This is a genomic window from Dinoroseobacter shibae DFL 12 = DSM 16493 (assembly GCF_000018145.1).
Classification (GTDB): domain Bacteria; phylum Pseudomonadota; class Alphaproteobacteria; order Rhodobacterales; family Rhodobacteraceae; genus Dinoroseobacter; species Dinoroseobacter shibae.
The window spans coordinates 244789-262844 of the sequence record NC_009952.1; the positions used below are offsets into that span (position 1 = coordinate 244789).

The 18056-nt window shown below is 67.5% G+C and carries 17 protein-coding genes and 1 pseudogene; 13 read left to right on the forward strand and 5 right to left on the reverse strand.

All coding sequences use genetic code 11. From position 1 onward, the window contains the following. The first annotated feature begins 4 nt into the window (after positions 1-4). Positions 5-991 (forward strand): NAD(P)H-quinone oxidoreductase, encoded by a 987-nt coding sequence (locus DSHI_RS01240; RefSeq protein WP_012176930.1) that lies wholly within the window; start codon positions 5-7, stop codon positions 989-991. Positions 992-1326: 335 nt separating this feature from the next. On the opposite strand, the pseudogene DSHI_RS01245 reads toward DSHI_RS01240, so the two are convergent. Continuing rightward, positions 1327-4449: pseudogene (locus DSHI_RS01245) on the reverse strand (efflux RND transporter permease subunit). A 3-nt stretch (positions 4450-4452) separates the two neighbouring features. After that, positions 4453-5604 (reverse strand): efflux RND transporter periplasmic adaptor subunit, encoded by a 1152-nt coding sequence (locus tag DSHI_RS01250; RefSeq protein WP_012176933.1) that lies wholly within the window; start codon positions 5602-5604, stop codon positions 4453-4455. A 146-nt stretch (positions 5605-5750) separates the two neighbouring features. Here DSHI_RS01250 and DSHI_RS01255 point away from each other — a divergent pair, with 146 nt between their 5' ends. Both DSHI_RS01255 and DSHI_RS01260 read left to right on the forward strand, forming a co-directional pair. Then, the gene (locus DSHI_RS01255; protein ID WP_044028216.1) at positions 5751-6356 is read left to right on the forward strand and encodes a TetR/AcrR family transcriptional regulator; all 606 of its coding nucleotides are present in this window, start codon (positions 5751-5753) and stop codon (positions 6354-6356) included. A gap of 55 nt (positions 6357-6411) precedes the next feature. Then, positions 6412-7971, forward strand: coding sequence for an AMP-binding protein (locus DSHI_RS01260; RefSeq protein ID WP_012176935.1), 1560 nt, complete (start codon positions 6412-6414; stop codon positions 7969-7971). Positions 7972-8001: 30 nt separating this feature from the next. Here DSHI_RS01260 and DSHI_RS01265 read toward each other — a convergent pair whose 3' ends face one another. Further along, positions 8002-8649 (reverse strand): ribonuclease T2 family protein, encoded by a 648-nt coding sequence (locus tag DSHI_RS01265; RefSeq protein WP_044027573.1) that lies wholly within the window; start codon positions 8647-8649, stop codon positions 8002-8004. Positions 8650-8799: 150 nt separating this feature from the next. Here DSHI_RS01265 and DSHI_RS01270 point away from each other — a divergent pair, with 150 nt between their 5' ends. Beyond that, positions 8800-9552 (forward strand): DUF1013 domain-containing protein, encoded by a 753-nt coding sequence (locus tag DSHI_RS01270; protein ID WP_012176937.1) that lies wholly within the window; start codon positions 8800-8802, stop codon positions 9550-9552. A 78-nt stretch (positions 9553-9630) separates the two neighbouring features. On the opposite strand, the gene DSHI_RS01275 is transcribed toward DSHI_RS01270, so the two are convergent. Both DSHI_RS01275 and DSHI_RS21220 read right to left on the reverse strand, forming a co-directional pair. Continuing rightward, entirely contained in the window at positions 9631-9879 is a 249-nt protein-coding gene (locus DSHI_RS01275; protein ID WP_012176938.1) for a hypothetical protein, read from the reverse strand. A 59-nt stretch (positions 9880-9938) separates the two neighbouring features. Continuing rightward, complete coding sequence (locus tag DSHI_RS21220) at positions 9939-11288, reverse strand: S8 family peptidase (RefSeq protein ID WP_012176939.1); 1350 nt, start codon at positions 11286-11288, stop codon at positions 9939-9941. A 194-nt stretch (positions 11289-11482) separates the two neighbouring features. Here DSHI_RS21220 and secE point away from each other — a divergent pair, with 194 nt between their 5' ends. The 9 genes from secE (at position 11483) to rplL (ending at position 18020) form a co-directional block, all read left to right on the forward strand. Continuing rightward, complete coding sequence (gene secE / locus DSHI_RS01285) at positions 11483-11683, forward strand: preprotein translocase subunit SecE (protein WP_012176940.1); 201 nt, start codon at positions 11483-11485, stop codon at positions 11681-11683. Positions 11684-11884: 201 nt separating this feature from the next. Continuing rightward, a complete protein-coding gene (gene nusG, locus DSHI_RS01290; RefSeq protein ID WP_012176941.1) occupies positions 11885-12418 on the forward strand; it encodes a transcription termination/antitermination protein NusG in 534 nt (177 codons plus the stop codon). A 103-nt stretch (positions 12419-12521) separates the two neighbouring features. Then, positions 12522-12947: a 50S ribosomal protein L11 gene (rplK, locus tag DSHI_RS01295; protein WP_012176942.1), complete on the forward strand. Its 426-nt coding sequence runs from the start codon at positions 12522-12524 to the stop codon at positions 12945-12947. A gap of 1 nt (position 12948) precedes the next feature. Beyond that, the gene (rplA, locus tag DSHI_RS01300) at positions 12949-13647 is read left to right on the forward strand and encodes a 50S ribosomal protein L1 (RefSeq protein ID WP_012176943.1); all 699 of its coding nucleotides are present in this window, start codon (positions 12949-12951) and stop codon (positions 13645-13647) included. 352 nt (positions 13648-13999) lie between these two features. Continuing rightward, positions 14000-14728, forward strand: a complete 729-nt coding sequence (locus tag DSHI_RS22680; protein ID WP_012176944.1) for a VPLPA-CTERM sorting domain-containing protein — start codon at positions 14000-14002, stop codon at positions 14726-14728. Between the two features lie 127 nt (positions 14729-14855). Further along, on the forward strand, positions 14856-15641 hold the full coding sequence (locus DSHI_RS01310) for an FkbM family methyltransferase (RefSeq protein WP_012176945.1): 786 nt from the start codon (positions 14856-14858) through the stop codon (positions 15639-15641). Positions 15642-15695: 54 nt separating this feature from the next. Continuing rightward, positions 15696-16754, forward strand: coding sequence for a Hint domain-containing protein (locus DSHI_RS21225; RefSeq protein ID WP_012176946.1), 1059 nt, complete (start codon positions 15696-15698; stop codon positions 16752-16754). Between the two features lie 294 nt (positions 16755-17048). Continuing rightward, positions 17049-17567: a 50S ribosomal protein L10 gene (gene rplJ / locus DSHI_RS01320; protein ID WP_012176947.1), complete on the forward strand. Its 519-nt coding sequence runs from the start codon at positions 17049-17051 to the stop codon at positions 17565-17567. 72 nt (positions 17568-17639) lie between these two features. Continuing rightward, the gene (rplL, locus tag DSHI_RS01325) at positions 17640-18020 is read left to right on the forward strand and encodes a 50S ribosomal protein L7/L12 (protein ID WP_012176948.1); all 381 of its coding nucleotides are present in this window, start codon (positions 17640-17642) and stop codon (positions 18018-18020) included. The last annotated feature ends 36 nt before the right edge of the window (positions 18021-18056 follow it).

Here is an 18056-nt window from a genome sequence, read left to right on the forward strand (position 1 = left end):
CTCCATGACCCTGCCCGAGACCATGCGCGCCGTTGAGATCACCGAGCCCGGCGGACCCGAGGTGCTGCGCCCCTGCACCCGTCCGATGCCCGTACCCGGCGCGGGCCAGATCCTGATCAAGGTCGCCTATGCCGGGGTGAACCGGCCCGACGCGCTGCAGAGGGCAGGCTCCTACGCGCCGCCGCCCACGGCCTCGGACCTGCCGGGGCTGGAAGTCGCGGGCGAGGTCGTGGCGACCGGCCCGGACGTGGCGCGCTGGGCGGTGGGCGATCAGGTCTGCGCCCTGACCCCGGGCGGAGGGTACGCGGAATACGTCGTTTGCCCCGCCGCGCACGCGCTGCCGGTGCCCGACGGCATGCCGCTCGATCAGGCGGCCGCGCTTTGCGAGAACCACTACACGGTGTGGTCGAACGTGGTGACCCGGGGCGGGCTGACGGGTGGGGAGCGGTTCCTTGTTCATGGCGGCTCCTCCGGGATCGGGACCGTGGCGATTCAGTTGGCGCATGCGCTGGGCGCGCGGGTCTTCGCCACCGCCGGGTCCGCTGCGAAATGCGCGGCCTGCATGGACCTGGGCGCCGAGCGCGCGATCAACTACCGCGAGGAGGATTTCGTGCCGGTGCTGCAGGACGAGGGTGGCGCCAACCTGATCCTCGACATGGTGGGCGGCGACTACATCCCGCGTAACCTCAAGAGCCTTGCCGAAGACGGGCGGCTGGTGCAGATCGCCTTCCTGCAGGGACCGAAGGTGGCGGTGAACTTCGCGCCGCTGATGATGCGGCGGCTGACGATCACGGGCTCCACCCTGCGGCCGCAATCTGACCTGGCCAAGGCGCGGATCGCGGCGGAGCTGGAGCGGGAGGTCTGGCCGCTCCTGTCGGCGGGCCGGATCAAGGTGGTGATGGACAGCGAGTTCGCGCTGGACGATGCCGCGAAGGCCCATGCCAGGATGGAAAGCTCCGCCCATATCGGCAAGATCGTCCTGAAGGTCTGAGCGCGGCGACCGCCACGGGCCAAGCGGTTTCGAAACCGCTTGGGTCGGCTGCAGGGGTGGGGTGGGCGGGTCGACGTTGCGCGGCGTGACGCGGGTTGGTCCAGGGGAATGCTCTGGCGTCTCGCGCAGCAGGAGAGGCCGGGGCGTGCAAGCGGTTTCGAAACCGCTTGGTGGCGCGTCGTCGGGGCGGTTTCGCGCAACTCTTAACGCGGCCCCCGAAACACGCCCCGATCCGCCGACAAATTTTTTCGCGGAATCGTGGTGTCCCAAGAGCTTACAGAGATTTGTTTCGCATGCGAAACATTCAATTTCCTGAATAGGTTAACGCGCCCGTCTCACTCCGCCGCGATCTTCAGCTCCGCCAGGCAGGTGTGGCCTTCGACCTGGTTCGCCGCCTTCGTTCGGCGTGGCCGCACGAGGGCAAAGAGCGGCGGCGTGAAATAGAAACTGACCACCGTCGACAGGAGCACGCCCCCCGCCACCGCCATGGCGAAGGGCGGCCAGAAGCCGCCGCCCGCCAGGATCAGGGGCAGGAAGCCGCCAAAGGTCGTGAGGGTGGTGGACAGAATATGGCGCGAGCCGTTCATCACCACCTGGGCCATGGCGTCCCGGTCCCCGGCGGCGGCGGCCTCATCCTGTTGCAGCCCGGTCAGGATGATGATCGCCGCGTTGATCGACACCCCGATGGAGCCGATCACCCCGATGATCGCGGTGATCCCGAACGGGTACTGGAACACCGCCAGCGACAGCAGGCTCAGCCCCGCCGACAGCACCGCCACCACCAGGGTCACGGCGGCGAGCCGGAAGGATCCGAAGGTCAGCACGATGGTCGCCAGCGACAGGGTCACGATCAGGCCCAGCGGTGCGAGCAGCCGGTTGACCGTATCGTTGCGCGCATCCGCATCACCGCCCAGGGCCATGTCATAGCCCGCGGGCAGCGCAAAGCCCGCCGCATCGATCGCGGCTTATGCGCGCACCAGTGCCTCCTGCGGCAGCAGATCGGGCGCGATGAAGGCCTGCACGGTGTTGACCCGTGTGCCGTTCTGCCGCGCGATGGGGCTGTCGGACGGGACCAGCGAAATCTCGGCCATGGCGGAGAGGGGGAACGCGGGCAGGGTCTGGCTAGAACGGCCGTTCCCCGGTGGTGGCACGATGAGCATCTGGGAGATACGCTCCAGATCGTCCCGCGTTCCCGCCCCCAGCTGCACCCGGACGGGGAGCTGTTCGGAGGCCTCGATGAGCGACCCGCCGGTCACCCCGTCGAGGCCGGATTGCAATTGCCGGGCCACGTCCGCGAGGCTCAGCCCGGCCAGTTGCGCCGCGGCCTCGTCGATCTCGACCTGCACCTTGGGCGCGCCGCCCTCGTAGCTGGCGCGCACGGTGGTGATCCCCTCGACGCCCAGCAGGATGGCACGCAGCCGCTCGCCTTCGGCGCGCAGCACCTCGAGCGTGGGACCCTCCAGCCGGAATTCCACGGGCGCGTCCACGGGCGGGCCCTGCACCAGTCCGCGCACGAGGATGCGGGCCTCGGGGAAGCGGGCGGTCAGGGTGGTCTGCAGCGGGTCGAGCAGGTCGGCGGTGGCCTCGGGCGCGGCGGTGGTGATCAGCTCCTGGGCAAAGCCCGGCGCGCCCTGCCGGGAGCCGACGATGTTGTAGTAGAAGGCCGGCGCGCTCTCGCCCAGGGTCCAGGCGACGCGGGTGATGCCGGGGGTGGCGCGCAGGAGCGCGTCCATCTCTTCGACCAGGGCGTGGGTGCGGCTGAGCGCGGCACCGGGGGCAAGGTCCACCTCGATATGGAATTGGTCGCGGTCCACGCCCGGAAAGAATTGCGCGGTCAGGGTGGGAAAGCTGGCAAAGCCCATCGCCGGCAGCACGAGGGCCAGCGCGACGGACCGGACCGGGTTGCGCACCGACCAGCGCAGCGATGCGTGAAAGGCCCGGCCCGCCAGACCCGAGGGCAGGCCCGCGCCGCGCCCGCCCTCGGGCAGCAACCAGCCCGCGAGCGCCGGCGTGATGGTCAGGGCGATGATCAGCGACCAGATCAGCATCAACACCACGGCGATGGCGATCGCCCCCACGAAATCCCCCGCGCCGCCGGGCAGCAGGATCATCGGCACGAAGCTGAGCGCGGTGGTGACGGTGGAGGCCAGCAGGGGCGCGAAGAGGCGTTTGACAGCCGTATCCACCGCGTCCATCCGGGAGGCGCCCGCGCGCAGGCGTTGCCGGATGTCGTCGGTCATCACGATCGCCGCATCCACCAGCAGCCCGAGCGCCACGATCAGCCCCGTGACGCTCATCTGGTGGATCGGCAGGCCGATGAAGTTCATCGAGGCAAGGGTCGCGAGGCTGACCAGCGGCAGGACGGCGGCCACGATCAGGGCCGCGCGCACGCCGAGGGTCACCAGCAGGACCAGCACCACCAGCCCGACGCCGATGGCCATGTTCAGGGCCACCTCGCTCAGCCGGTCGGCGGTATAGACCGCCTGGTCGAAGATCTGCTCCACCGTCAGGGAGGCGGGCAGGAGGGGCGCGAAGGCGGCCACCTCGTCCCGGATCCAGCCCATCCAGACGTCGATCTGCAGCCCCTCGTTGGCCTGCACGCCCAGCAGGATCGCGTCCTGTCCGTCCACAAGGGCGATGGCGGGGGCGGGGTCGCGGGGGCTGCGACTGATCTCGGCCACGTCGCCGAGGCGCGTGACCTGGCCCTGCGGGCCGGTGGCGAGCACGATCTGGCGCAGGCGGTCGAGGGCTTCGATATCGCCCTGCACATCGAGCAGGATGTCGCTACTGCCGCTGACCAGGCGGCCGGACTGGACCTTGGCGTCCGCGGCGCGCACGGCCGCCGAGACCGCATCCGGTGTCAGCCCGAGCGCTGCGGTGGCGGCGGGGTCGAGGGTGACGCGGACCTCTTCGGTGGGGGTGCCCCAGCTCTCGACGCTCTTGGTGCCGGGGACGTTGCGCAGGCGTTCGGCCAGTTCCTCGGCAGTGCGGGCGAGCACGGCGGGGTTGGCGGCCGCGCCGCTGGGTTTGACGGCGAAAATGGCGCCGACGGCGGCGATGCCCTCGCTGTCGAATTCCGGGGGTTGGACGCCTTCGGGGAAGGTGCGGGCCACGTCCGCAACGCCGTCGCGGGCCTTGGACCAGATCTCTTCTATGATGGCGGGGTCGGTGGCCTCGTCGAGTTGCAGGGAGATGATCGAGATGCCCGTGGCGGAGGTCGATTTGATCTCGTCCATATCCGCCAGTGTGCGCATCTCGTCTTCGAGGGGTTGGGAGATCAGCGCCTCTATCCGGCTCGGCTCCGCGCCCGGATAGAGGGTCGTGATGGTGGCGTTGAGGTTGGTGATGGTCGGGTCTTCCTGCCGTCCGAGCGACAGGAAGGCCGAGAGCCCCGCGGCGATGATGACCAAGAGGGCGAGGGCGACGAGGCGCGGGTTGCGGAAGGGCAGGGTGCGCATGGCTCAGCCCGCGGGCGTGGGCGCGACGCGCTGGCCCGGCGCGATCCGGTGGGCGCCGGCGGGAACGTAGCGCGCGGCCTGCGGAAAGGTGCCGGTGACGAAGGCGCGGGTGCCCGTGGCGTGCAGCACCTCGACCGATTCGCGGCGCAGGATGTCGCCGTCATCGAGCAGGTAGAGCGTCCAGAGCCCCTGGATGCCTTCGGAAAGGGCCGAGAGCGGCACCCAGGCGCCGCGGCCCGGCACCTCGCGGGTCATCTCCAGCGTGGCGAGCGTGCCCGACGGTGCGGGGCGGTCGAGGGTGAAGACCGCCGCACGGGTCCGGGTGACCGGGTCGAGGTCCGGGCGCAGCCGGTCGAGCGTGGCGGTGGCCGTCCCGCCCGGCAGGGTCACCGGGAAGGTGGCGTCGGGGCCGAGGGTCTGCGCCAGCGCGTCGGGCAGGCCCACGCGCAGCTGCGGGGCTTCGGTCTCCTCGATCCGCAGGACTGGGGTGCCGCCGCCGAGCCGTGCGCCTTCGTCGCGCAGCCGCGCGGCGATGGTGCCGTCGAAGGGTGCGGTGATCTGGGATTTCGACAGGGCCACGTCGAGGGCGAGGATGGCGGCGTCGGCCTGGGCGATCTGCGCCTCCGCCTCGGCCAGACGGAACCGTGCTTCGTCGGCGCGCTGGGCGGAGGCGAAGTCCGAGGCGGCGAGGCGCTCCTGGCGCGCGGAGGTCAACTCGGCCAGGTCGCGCCGGGCGCGGGCGGCGTCACGGGCGGCGACCTGGGCGGCACGGTCGGCCTGCTGGGCGCGGATATCGAGCCGGGCGAGCACGTCGCCCGCCGCCACCCGGTCGCCTTCGTCCACCAGCACTTCGGCCAGGGTGCCGCCCGCCTCGAACCCCAGATCGGCGCTGCGGGCCGGTTCGACCTGGCCGGTGAAGCGCGCGGTGACCGCGTAGCTGTCCTCGATCACGAGGGGGGCTGTCTGCACCGGCAGCACCGTTTCGGGGCGGGCGGGCCCGTCCTGCTGCGCGCGGGCGGCGATCAGGCCGCTGCCGCCCATCACCAGCCCGGCGGCCAGTGCGAGGGTCAGGCCGGTGCCGGTGAGGATGCCGAGGCGCCGCAGACCCCGCCGGGTCCGGGACGGGCTGAGGGGGCTGGCGGGATCCTTTGGCATGGCGGGCTCCTTGCGGTGCGGGCGGCGAGAAGTTAGAGTGACTTACATTGCGAAAGACATAAATCGGCGGTGTTAGAATGTCTAACATTAAATCCCGCTTGATCGGTTTTTCGCCTAAGGCGCCCTGCAGAAAAGGGGATATGCGCGTGAAACAGGCAACCAGGGTCACCGGCAAGGCGGGCTATCACCATGGCGACCTGCGCCAGCAGCTGGTCAAGGCGACTCGCGAGCTGATCGAGGAAAAGGGAGCGGAGGCATTCTCGGTCTCGGAGGCGTGCCGCCGGGCCGGGGTGTCCACCGCCGCGCCCTATCGCCACTTCGGGGACAAGACCGACATGGTCGCGGCGGTGATCCTCGAAGGCATGGCGGAGATGACGGCGCGCCTGCACGCGGCCGCTGCGCTCTTCCCCCATGGTTCGATAGAGGGGATCGCCGCGTCGGGCGCGGAATACGTGGCCTATGCGGAGACCCATCCGACGCTCTTCCGGCTGATGTTCGCGGAAAACTCGGGCCGCGCGGATGTCGAGGAGGCGGGGCATACCTGTTATTCCGGGTTGCTCATGCAGGTGGCGGCATATCTGGGCAAGGACGCGGTCGATGAGGAGGTGCTGACCGTGTCCTTCCCGCTCTGGACCTTCGTGCACGGCCTTTCTTTCCTGCGCATCGACGGGAAGGCGGAGTTCGCGCGGATGCACATGCCCGTGGCGGACCTCGTGTCGGACGCCACGCGGCGGCTGCTGACCGGGCGTTAGATTTCTCTCCCAAAACCGGGCGCGTTTGCTAGGCTCGGGTCCGGGAGGATATGCCATGAAAATCTACCGCAGTCCGTTCGCGGATGTGACGGTGCGCGACCTGTCGATCACCGAGGCGTTGTTCGAGGGGTTGGCAAGGCGCGGCGATGCCCCGATCCTGATCGACGGGCCGAGCGGCGCGGCGATGACGGGCGCGCAGCTGGAAGGGCGGATCCGGGCCTGCGCGGGCGGGTTGCGGGCGCGCGGGATCGGGCCGGGGGATGTCGTGGCGATCATGGCGCCGAACATGCCCGACTATGCCACGGCCTTTCATGGCGCGGCCTTTGCCGGGGCGACGGTCACCACCCTGAACCCGACCTACACCACCGAGGAAGCGGCCCACCAGCTGCGCGACAGCGGCGCGCAGATGCTGGTCACCGTGCCGGCCTTCGCCGATCTGGCCGCTGAGGCGGTGCAGGGCACGGGCGTCACCGAGACGGTGATGATGGGCACGACCGGGCCCGGGTCGCTGGAGGCGCTGTTCGGCCCGCCCCTGGCGGCGCAGGTGGCGGTGGATCTTGCGCGGGATATCGTGGTGCTGCCCTATTCGTCCGGGACCACGGGGCTGCCCAAGGGGGTGATGCTGAGCCACAGGAACCTTGTGGTGAACGTGGATCAGACAGCAGAGATCATCGGCATCACGGTGCAGGATGTGACCGTGGGGTTCCTGCCGTTCTTCCACATCTACGGGATGACGGTCTTGATGAACTGCTACCTGTCCCGGGGCGCGGCTGTTGTGACCATGCCACGCTTCGATCTGGAGCAGTTTTTGTCCCTGTGTCAGACCCACCGGCCTCGGCAGCTTTACATCGCGCCGCCCGTGGCGCTGGCGCTGGCGAAGCATCCCATGGTGGATGACTACGACCTGTCGGGGGTGGAGTTCATCCTTTCCGGGGCGGCCCCGCTGGGCGGCGATGTGGCCGAGGCGGTCGGGCGGCGGTTGGGCGTCGAGATGGTGCAGGGCTATGGGATGACCGAGATGAGCCCGGTTTCCCATTTCACCCCGCCGGGGCAGAATGTGCCGGGCTCGGTCGGGCCGACCGCGCCCAGTGCCGAGAGCCGGATCGTCGATCCCGAGACCGGGGAGGATGCCGCGGAGGGTGAGGTCTGGGTCCGGGGGCCGCAGATCATGCAGGGCTATCTCAACCGACCCGATGCCACGGCCGAGACCGTGACGCGTGATGGCTGGTTGAAGACCGGCGATCTGGGCCGGTTCGACGAGGCGGGCAACCTGTTCATCACCGACCGGGTGAAGGAGTTGATCAAGGTCAGCGGGTTCCAGGTCGCCCCGGCGGAGTTGGAGGCGGTGCTGCTGACCCATCCGGCGATCACGGACGCGGCGGTGATCGGCGTACCGGACGACTCGGCGGGCGAGCGGCCCATGGCCTTCGTGGTGCGCAGCGATCCGGATCTGAGCGAGGGGGCGGTGATCGCCCATGCGGCGGAGCATCTGGCGCATTACAAGCGGATCGCGCGGGTGGCCTTTGTCGAGGCGGTGCCGAAATCCGCCTCGGGCAAGATCCTGCGGCGGCTCTTGCGGGCAAAGGTCGGGGAGGACATGGCGACCGGTGCCTGAGTGGCGCTTGTCGCGGCGCGGGGCGGCGGGTCAGCGCAGCGGCGTGAGCAGAGCGTCCTGCAGTGTGCAATCGCGGAGCACATCCGCCCCGCAGCGGCGGGGCTCCAGGTCGCGGGTCAGGCAGAGCCGGGCCTCCTGGATCTGGCGGTCGCGGCAGGTGATCGTCAGCATGTCCGCGTCCCAGTCCGGGTTTTCGCGCAGAAACGCCTCTTCGACCACGGCGGCGGGCAGGGTCACGTCCCGGTCGAGTTGGCGCAGGATCTCGGGGCGGGTCACGGACTCGTAGGCGCGGCGCGAGGCGGCGAAGTAATCGGCCGCCGACAGGCCCGAGCAGCGGCCGTGTTTCTTCCACTGGTGCCAGGCCAGCCCGGCGGAGCCCATGATGTCGGTCATGGCGCGGGTCATGGCGCGTGACGGGTCGCTTGCGGTGGTGCGGCAGTCGCTGGGCCAACCGGTTTCGTATTGCGGCCAGAGCCCGTGCAGGGTCCAGCCGCGGCCCGCGCCGGGCGCGCATTCCGGCGCATCCCGGTCGTCGCCTTCGCGCAGGCACCAGTTGGGCGACCAGCTGAGCGCCAGCACGTAATAGTCGAATTCACCGGCCTGATCCCCGTCGGCGCGCGCCGTCGCAGGGGCCGCCAGCAGCAGGCAGAGGCACAGGACGCAGCGGAGCAAGTGCATTTCGGGCTTCCCTCAAACCGGATCGCGTCTTATATAACCGCCAAGTTCCCCCAAAGCGAGAACCCGCACCGAAGCTCGGTGCCGCCGGTTTCCGGCGCGGGGGAAGGCGTGTCTGCGGCCTCCGGGTCCGGAATTCAGGAGAACACGACAATGGCGAAACCATTGATGGCAAAGGCGACCGCGGTCTGGCTGGTCGACAACACGACGCTCAGCTTCAAGCAGATCGCGGATTTCTGCGGGCTGCACGAGCTGGAAGTGCAAGGCATCGCCGATGGCGACGTGGCCGCCGGCGTGAAGGGGTTCGACCCGATTGCCAACAACCAGCTGGAGCAGTCCGAGATCGACCGGGCCGAGAACAACCCGGGCTACACGCTGAAGCTGAAATACAACCCAGCCGCCACGGGCGAGGAAAAGCGGCGCGGCCCGCGCTACACCCCGCTCAGCAAGCGGCAGGACCGTCCGGCCTCGATCCTGTGGCTGGTCAAGTTCCACCCCGAGCTGAGCGATGGCCAGATCTCGAAGCTGGTGGGCACCACAAAGCCGACGATCCAGGCGATCCGCGAGCGGACCCACTGGAACATCCAGAACATCCAGCCGATCGACCCGGTGGCGTTGGGCCTGTGCAAGCAGACCGAGCTTGACGCCGCCGTGCAGAAGGCCGCCGCCAAGAAGGCCCGCGAGGGCGAGCTGATGAGCGATGACGAGCGTCGCAAGCTGGTCTCGACCGAGCAGTCGCTGGAGATGGAGCCGGAGCCGCGGATGCCCACGGCGATCTCGGGGCTCGAAAGCTTCACCCTGCTGGGCAATGACGACGACGAGGACGAGGACAAGAGCACGCTGGTCGATGCCGACAGCCTGTTCAACCTGCCCGACAGCAAGGATGACGAGGACGAGCAGCCCTGATCGGTCGGGCCTTGCGAGACAGGGGCGCGTCCTGCGGGGCGCGCCTTTTGCGTTATTTGGGGGTGGTTTCGGGCGGGGTCAGATCGCCGACATCTTGCGGTCGATCTCGACCCAGTCGACCTCCGGCGCGGCCTTGACGGTACTCAGCATGTCCGCGCGGTCGAGTGTGCAGCTCAGGAACCCGTAGGTCTCGAATGTCTCGAAGGTCACGGGGTGGGCATGGATATGCTTTTCGACCCAGGCATCGCGCGCCTCGCTCGGCAGGGCCTTGAGCGTCTGCGCGGCCTGGGGTTTCAGCCCGATATGCACTTTCAGCGTGGTATCCATGGATCAAAGCTAGCCAGAGCGACGGGGCCGGTCAACCGTGCCGGCCCCGTGCGCATGTTTCAGCCCACCGGCACGCCGGGGTTCGCGGGCACCTGCACGAGACCCGCGCCGAAGTCGCGCACCGGGCCGAGGGCGGTGGCCTGCATCTTCATCAACGCGCGCAGGTCGTCGCCCGTTGTAGACGGGTCCGCCTGCAGGTGCAGGGCGGCGACCCCTGCCACATGGGGCGTGGCCATCGAGGTGCCGCTGATCCGGCGGTACCCGCCCCCGGTCCAGGCCGAATGCACGCCGACACCTGGCCCGGCGATATCCAGCAGCCCGATCCGGTCGACCTGCCCGCAGCTGAAATCGCCCGGGTCCATGCGCCGGTCCACGGCGGCCACGGCCATGGCGCCGGGGCAGGCGGCGGGGTTGCCCACCGGCGCGATCAGGCCGGGGCGGTCGCTTTCGTTGCCGGCTGCGCAGATCGGCAGGACGCCTTCGGACAGCAGGCGGCGAAAGACCATCTCGTAAACACGGGAGAAGCCCGCGCCCTCGGCCCGCGCAGAGCCCAACGACATGGAGATCACCTGCGCGCCTTCGTTCAGCGCCCAGGTGATGCCGTCGATGATCTGGCTCATCATGCCGAACCCGTCATCGGCCAGAACCTTGCCCACCAGCAACTCGGCCCCCGGCGCCACGCCGTAGCGCGGCCCGAGCGCGGGTTGCAGCGGGCCTGCGACGGTGCCGCAGCAATGGGTGCCGTGGCCATGGCCGTCCTGCGCCGTCTCGGTCCCGACGAAAGAGGCGGTGCGCGCGCCAAGCACATCCGTGAAGTCCGGGTGGGTGAGGTCGAGCCCGGTGTCGAGCACCGCGACCTTCACCCCCTCGCCGGTCAACTCCGGGCGTCGGTCCGACCCGATGGCGTCGAGGCCCCAGGTCGTCCAGTTGCGCGGCCGCCAGAATCCCTGCGCCCCCGCCGGTCCCGTGGGGCGGGGGCCCTCGCCGAGCAGCATGTTCGCGAGATCGCGCACCCCGCGCAGATACGCGTCCCTCTCGGCCCCCATCGCGCGGGAGGGCGGGCGTAGACCCTCTTCGGCCTCCTGCGCTTCGGCGGGATCGAGGCGCACCGGGCGCGGGATCGACATGACCTCATTGCGCTCCACCGCCGCGATGCCGGACTGGTCGCGCATGTCCCTCGCCTCTGCCTCGGTCATGTCCATCTCGGCTACCGCAAGGCGCTCATAGAGCAGCGCGCTGGTCTTGCGGGCGCCGCGCGCCTGGAACCGCAGGGCGCCATTCGCACCCTTGGGGCTGCGGTCGCCCAACATGGACGACAGCATTGCCGCATTGTTTTCCGAGGGTTTCTCGAAAACCACGATGTGTGTGGGATGGCCGTCGCGGTTGAGAACCTGTCCACTGCCGGGCATGGGAATTCCTTTCACTTTGCAAATAGCTGTTGCGCCTTAAAATGATCGGCACACACCGAAGCGTAGCAGAGTTCCGAATTTGCGACAAACCCGTCGGCGGCACACTGCCACGGGGCGCGCGGCAAAGCGCCTTGAAATCTTCACAAGGGCGGCGTATCTGCACGGGGTCCGACACCGAGAGGCAATGCGTACCGATGGCCATCACCAATCCTTTCCAGTTCCTGCAGCAGGTGCGCGCCGAGGTCAGCAAGGTGACCTGGCCAACCCGCAAGGAGGTCATGGTCACGTCCCTGATGGTGTTCGCCATGGCGATCCTGACGGCGATCTTCTTCTTCTTCGTGGACTGGATGATCCGGACCGGCCTGCAGTTCGTGCTGAACTTCTTCGGCGGCTGACGCGGGCTTTCCGCCCGGGCGGTTGCGCGGGTTCTAAAGCGGTTGAAATCCCCCCTGTTCGGCGTTACACGCCCCACCATCCCAACCCGTAGCGTGCGTCGATTCGAGCCGCACGCTGCTTTTCATTTGGGGTGACACAACCGGAATGAGGCGGGGGCGCGCGCCCGCGCACTGCGCCCGAGGGGCAAGGAAGCGAACACAATGGCCAAACGGTGGTACTCTGTCAGCGTCCTCTCGAATTTCGAGAAGAAGATCGCCGAGCAGATCAAGCACGCCGTCGCAGAGGCAGGGCTTGAGGACGACATCGAAGAGGTGCTCGTCCCGACCGAAGAGGTCATCGAGGTCCGCCGCGGCAAGAAGGTCACCGCCGAGCGCCGCTTCATGCCCGGCTATGTGCTGGTGCGGATGGAGATGACCGACCAGGGCTATCACCTGATCAACTCGATCAACCGGGTCACCGGGTTTCTCGGCCCCCAGGGTCGGCCCATGGCCATGCGCGATGACGAGGTGAACCAGATCCTGAACCGGGTCGAGGAAGGCCAGGAGGCGCCGCGCAGCCTGATCACCTTCGACATCGGCGAACAGGTCAACGTGACCGACGGACCCTTCGAGGGCTTCTCGGGCAGCGTCGAGGAAGTGGACGACGACAACAACCGTCTGAAGGTGACGGTATCGATCTTCGGCCGGGCGACCCCGGTCGAACTGGAATTCACGCAGGTCACCAAGACGTCCTGAGTGATGAGACGTGGGAGGCGGCGGTCACGCGTGACCGCACCGGACCACGAGCACCCCTGTCCGGCCGCCGCGGCGGTTCGGATGCTGTAAAAGGAGAGGCCAGATGGCCAAGAAACTCGCAGGCACGATGAAGCTGCAAGTGCCCGCCGGACAAGCGAACCCGTCCCCCCCCGTGGGCCCGGCACTGGGTCAGCGCGGCATCAACATCATGGAATTCTGCAAGGCGTTCAACGCCAAGACGCAGGACATGGAGCCCGGCGCGCCGTGCCCGACCGTGATCACCTATTACCAGGACAAGTCCTTCACGATGGAAATCAAGACGCCGCCGGCGGCTTATTACCTCAAGAAGGCCGCGAAGGTGAAATCCGGGGCCAGCACCCCGTCGCGCCAGACCGTCGGCACGGTGACCGTCGCGCAGGTGCGCGAGATCGCCGAAGCGAAGATGAGAGATCTGAACGCCAACGACATCGAAGGCGCGATGAAGATCGTTCTGGGCTCTGCCCGCTCCATGGGCATCGAGGTGAAGTAAGATGGCAAAGCTTGGAAAACGCACCCGCGCCGCGCGCGAGGCCGTGGCCGGCAAGTCCGACCTGACCGTGGAAGAAGCCGTCGCCCTGATCAAGGCCAACGCGACCTCGAAATTCGACGAGACCGTCGAGATCGCCATGTGCCTGGGCGTCGACCCGCGCCATGCGGACCAGATGGTGCGCGGTGTGGTCAGCCTGCCGAACGGCACGGGCAAGACCGTGCGCGTGGCTGTCTTCGCCCGTGGCCCCAAGGCCGAGGAAGCGCAGGCGGCCGGCGCGGATATCGTGGGCGCCGAGGACCTGATGGAGACGATCCAGTCCGGCAAGATCGAGTTCGACCGCTGCATCGCGACCCCGGACATGATGCCGATCGTCGGACGCCTGGGCAAGATCCTGGGCCCGCGGAACCTGATGCCGAACCCCAAGGTCGGCACCGTGACCATGGACGTCAAGGCCGCCGTGGAAGCCGCCAAGGGCGGGGAAGTGCAATTCAAGGCCGAGAAGGCCGGTGTGGTGCATGCCGGCGTCGGCAAGGCCTCTTTCGACGAGGCCAAGCTGGTCGAGAACGTGCGCGCCTTCGTGGACGCGGTCTCCAAGGCCAAGCCGTCGGGTGCCAAGGGGTCCTACATGAAGAAGATCGCGCTCAGCTCCACCATGGGCCCGGGCGTGACGGTCGCCGTGGACAGTGCAACGGGCAACTGAGCCTTGTGATGATGCGGAATTCGGGCGGCCTTCGGGTCGCCCTTTTTCGTGGGTTGGCTGCGGTTTGCGCAGGTGCACGTGAAACCCGACAGAGCACATCCCACCGGAATGCCGGATACCGCCGCCACAGGGGGTGACCTGAGTGTCGCCCCCATGCCGAGGGCGAGCACAACGATTCGGATCGACCAGCAGCCCCATTCACGCCAATCGCGCAACGAAGCCGCGCCTTTACAGGCATTGTTCTGAAAGACCTGCCATCCGCGATCCTTGGGGGCCGTTTCGTGCGACATCTTGCATCGCGCAAATGAAGATGGTAACTATTTCGTTAATACTAGTGTGAAAGGTAACGAGAATGCGAGTATTTGGAAAAGCGGGCATCGCCGCTGCGTCAACCCTGGCCTTTGCGGCTTTCATGGCGACCGGCGCGGCAGCTGCCCCAGTGACCCTATTCAAACAGAACAACGGCGACACGTTCAACGGCGGTGGGAACCTGCATGTGAACGTCGCCAGCCCGACGGCCAATGCCATGGCGGGCGGCTTCCGGCTCAAGGATGGGGACGACAACGCGTTCGTGGCGTGGTGCCTGGACATCATGAACGATCTGGCCATCCCGGCCGGTGGCCAGCAGTACAACACCACCACGGCGCCGTTCACCAATACCACCGGCGCCCTGGATCCGGTGACCCTGGCGAATGTCGAAGGTCTCTTCGAGACGGCGTACAGCTCGGTCGACATCACCGACAATGCGCAGTCGGCGGGCTTTCAACTGGCGCTTTGGGAAGTGCTGTATGAAACGGATGCCTCCTTCGATCTGACCGCGGGTACGTTCAGCCAATCGAAGTCCGGAAGCGCACAGGACGATGCCGAAGCGGCTGCGAACAGCTACCTCGCGTTGCTGGCAGGCGGGGTCGTGACGCAGGGCTACAACTTCACCTACTACGAATCCGGAACGACGGGCACTGGCGATCAACTGAGCCAGAACCTCGTCTCCGTGGCGCCGGTGCCGCTCCCGGCTGCGGCCTGGATGCTGGGTCTCGGTCTTGCAGGGCTCTACGGGGCGCGGCGCCGCCGGAAAGCCTGACCAATCTCGATCCGCGAAGATCGACAGGGCGGCCTGCGGGCCGCCCTTTCGCATGAGCGCCTTGACCGGGCTTTACGTGATCGTTCGGCTCGCTAGCTGATGCAGCGACAGCGAGGAAAGACCGATCATGCGCACACCCTTTCCGGATCGGGCCCGTCCTGCGCGGGCCGGGCTCCGGCGCTCCTTCGACATCTATTACCGTGACCGGGCCCGCACGTTGCGTATGGATCGGTTGAACGCGGAATGCGTGGCACCCGGCGGGCTGGTTTTCGACATCGGGGCCCATGTCGGGGACCGGACGGGCAGTTTCCTGCGGCTTGGGGCCCAAGTCGTGGCATTGGAGCCGCAGCCCATGGCGTTCCGGGCCGTGCAACGGCTCTACGGGCGGTGTCCGCGTGCGACCCTATATGCGGTGGCTGCGGGCGCGCGGGCAGGGGAGGTCGACCTGCTGCTGAACTCCGCCAACCCGACCGTCGCGACGATTGCGCCCGCGTTTCCGGCCGCCGCCAGCGGTGCACCCGGTTGGGAGGGGCAGGTCTGGGACGATCGGGTACGGGTGCCCGTGACCACCCTAGATGCGCTCATCGCGGCCCATGGCGTGCCCGATTTCGTCAAGATCGACGTCGAGGGGCATGAGGCGGAGGTGCTGAACGGCCTTTCGGTGGCGCTGCCCTGCGTTTCGTTCGAGGTGACGATGATCCAGCGGGATGTGGCGCTGGCCTGCCTTGCGCGGTTGGGTCGATTGGGCCGCTACGTGTTCAACCTGAGCCTGGGCGAGCGCCACGCGCTGCATCTGCCGGAGTGGGTCGACGCTGCGACGATGGCGGCGCAGATCCTGGATCTGCCGGACGCGGCGAACTCGGGGGATGTTTACGCGCGCCTATGGTCCGATCCGGACCCGGGGTGCGATTAACCGGGCTTTAGGGGCTGGCATGGCATCACGGTGACGTTCCCTACGAGTGCTCCCATGTCCGTCTTCGAAGACAAGATCAATGATTACAGCAATGGTGCCCAGGGCACCCTGACCACGCCATCGGGGCAGAGCGTGGGCTATACCGTGTCCTCCAGTGCCAACACGATGGATTGGGGGGTTATCGACGACGGCGCGCAGGTGGCGCAAAGCGGCGGTTTCGTCGAAGTGACCTTCGACGTGGCGGTGCAGAACGCGGCGATCCACATCTCGAGTTCGAATGTCGGGGAGGATTACGTGGTGGAGGTGGATGGCCAGCCCACGGATCTGAACGCGATGATCGCGGCGGGGCAGGCGACGTTCCACAATTTCGGCGGCAATCAGATCATCAATCCGGATGGGGGGCTGACCGCGACGGGCAGTTACACCACCATGGATGCCGCGGTGCTGCAGTTCCATGTGCCGATCACCAGTGTGAAGGTATCGGGCGATGGCTCCGGCGGCGGATGGGATGTTTATGACATCGGCTTCGCGGGCGCGTCGCTGCCGTGCTTCCGGGCGGGCACGCGGATCGTCACGCCGAAGGGGGCCGTTCCGGTGGAATCCCTGCGCCCGGGCGACGAGGTGCTGACACTGGATCACGAAGTGCAGACGGTGCTTTGGGCCGGGGCGCGGCAGGTGTCGCTCGCGGAGCAGATCGCCAATGCCAGGCTGCGGCCGGTTCGGATCGCGGCGGGGGCGCTGGGGCCGGGATGCCCGGCGCGACCCTTGTGGCTGTCGCGGCAGCATCGCGTGCTGCTGACGCGGGCGGATGGTGCGGAGTGCCTCGTGCCCGTGGCGAAACTGCTGGGGTGTGCGGGGGTGGAGGTTGCGGGCCCCACCCGTCACATTTCCTATCACCACCTTCTCTTTGCGCAGCACGAAGTCCTGCAGGCGGAGGGGCTGGCCTGCGAAAGCCTGTTCTGGGGCGCGCGCAGTTTGCTGCTTTTCCCGGCGGCGGCACGGGCGGTTCCGGCGGGGGCGCGGGCGGAACTGGCCAAGATGACACCCGCGCGCCCCTTCATCGAACGCAGATCCGCTCTGCGCGCCTGGCTGGAGCCGTCGCCCGTGGGCTGATCCCGCGGCGCGCGGCAGAACAGGGGTTGTTGCGGCCCGCGTTTCGGTCTATCCGGCACCCGACGGGGCATGCGTGGATTCGCGGGCCCCGTTCGTCGTCCGAGACGGTGGGTTGCCTGCATGGCGATAATTCCTGCCTGAGACGGGATCAGTCTTACCATTCCAGAGTGCTCTGACCGTTGAGCGCCCCTGGTGGTCTTGGCCCCCGTTACTGGACCAAAACCGCCGGAGCGATCCGGTACAACTGAGCCGGGGACACCGACATGTGCGGCGCCCCCAAATTGGAGTGGAACTGTGGATAGAGCCCAGAAAGAGAAATTGGTCGACGAGCTCGGCCAGATCTTCGAAAGCTCTGGCGTTGTGGTCGTTGCCCATTACGCAGGTCTCACGGTTGCCGAGATGCAGGACTTCCGGGCGCGCATGCGCGAAGCCGGGGGCTCCGTGCGTGTTGCCAAGAACAGGCTCGCCAAAATCGCCCTGCAGGGCAAACCGAACGAAAAGATCGGTGAGCTGCTGACGGGTATGACGGTTCTCGCGTATTCCGAAGACCCCGTGGCTGCGGCCAAGGTTGCGGACGCGTATGCCAAGGACAACAGCAAGTACCAGATACTTGGTGGGGCCATGGGCGAGGACTATCTGGACCAGGCCGGTGTGAAAGCCGTGGCCTCGATGCCGTCGCGCGAAGAGCTTATCGCTCAGATCGCGTCCTGCATCGGTGCCCCCGCTTCGAACATCGCCGGTGCGATTGGCGCCCCTGCTTCGAACATCGCAAGCATCCTGTCGACCATCGAGGAAAAGGCCGAAGCGGCCTGATCCGCGATACGAGATTTGCGTGAGGATGATGCCTCGCGTTGGAACACACTTATACAGACGGAAAACAGTAAAATGGCTGATCTGAAGAAACTCGCAGAAGAGATCGTGGGCCTCACGCTTCTCGAAGCACAAGAACTGAAAACCATCCTCAAGGATGAGTACGGCATCGAGCCCGCCGCAGGCGGCGCCGTGATGATGGCCGGTCCTGCTGGCGGCGACGCTGGCGCGGCTGCCGAAGAGCAGACCGAATTCGACGTGATCCTGAAGGCCGCTGGCGCCCAGAAGATCAACGTCATCAAAGAGGTCCGCGCGCTGACCGGTCTCGGCCTGAAAGAAGCCAAGGAGCTGGTCGAAGCCGGCGGCAAAGCCGTCAAGGAAGGCGTCGACAAGGCCGAAGCGGAAGAGATCAAGGGCAAGCTGGAAGCAGCTGGCGCCGAGGTCGAACTCAAGTAATTCGGACCTGTTCCGAATTATCAAAGGGTCGCGGTC

What these genes read in the sequence shown, in the direction of transcription:
- DSHI_RS01240 (WP_012176930.1), top strand. Translation starts at nt 5, where the DNA reads ATGACCCTGCCCGAGACCATGCGCGCCGTTGAGATCACCGAGCCCGGC.
- DSHI_RS01250 (WP_012176933.1), bottom strand. Translation starts at nt 5,604, where the DNA reads ATGCCAAAGGATCCCGCCAGCCCCCTCAGCCCGTCCCGGACCCGGCGG.
- DSHI_RS01260 (WP_012176935.1), top strand. Translation starts at nt 6,412, where the DNA reads ATGAAAATCTACCGCAGTCCGTTCGCGGATGTGACGGTGCGCGACCTG.
- DSHI_RS01265 (WP_044027573.1), bottom strand. Translation starts at nt 8,649, where the DNA reads ATGCACTTGCTCCGCTGCGTCCTGTGCCTCTGCCTGCTGCTGGCGGCC.
- DSHI_RS01270 (WP_012176937.1), top strand. Translation starts at nt 8,800, where the DNA reads ATGGCGAAACCATTGATGGCAAAGGCGACCGCGGTCTGGCTGGTCGAC.
- DSHI_RS01275 (WP_012176938.1), bottom strand. Translation starts at nt 9,879, where the DNA reads ATGGATACCACGCTGAAAGTGCATATCGGGCTGAAACCCCAGGCCGCG.
- DSHI_RS21220 (WP_012176939.1), bottom strand. Translation starts at nt 11,288, where the DNA reads ATGCCCGGCAGTGGACAGGTTCTCAACCGCGACGGCCATCCCACACAC.
- secE (WP_012176940.1), top strand. Translation starts at nt 11,483, where the DNA reads ATGGCCATCACCAATCCTTTCCAGTTCCTGCAGCAGGTGCGCGCCGAG.
- nusG (WP_012176941.1), top strand. Translation starts at nt 11,885, where the DNA reads ATGGCCAAACGGTGGTACTCTGTCAGCGTCCTCTCGAATTTCGAGAAG.
- rplK (WP_012176942.1), top strand. Translation starts at nt 12,522, where the DNA reads ATGGCCAAGAAACTCGCAGGCACGATGAAGCTGCAAGTGCCCGCCGGA.
- rplA (WP_012176943.1), top strand. Translation starts at nt 12,949, where the DNA reads ATGGCAAAGCTTGGAAAACGCACCCGCGCCGCGCGCGAGGCCGTGGCC.
- DSHI_RS22680 (WP_012176944.1), top strand. Translation starts at nt 14,000, where the DNA reads ATGCGAGTATTTGGAAAAGCGGGCATCGCCGCTGCGTCAACCCTGGCC.
- DSHI_RS01310 (WP_012176945.1), top strand. Translation starts at nt 14,856, where the DNA reads ATGCGCACACCCTTTCCGGATCGGGCCCGTCCTGCGCGGGCCGGGCTC.
- DSHI_RS21225 (WP_012176946.1), top strand. Translation starts at nt 15,696, where the DNA reads ATGTCCGTCTTCGAAGACAAGATCAATGATTACAGCAATGGTGCCCAG.
- rplL (WP_012176948.1), top strand. Translation starts at nt 17,640, where the DNA reads ATGGCTGATCTGAAGAAACTCGCAGAAGAGATCGTGGGCCTCACGCTT.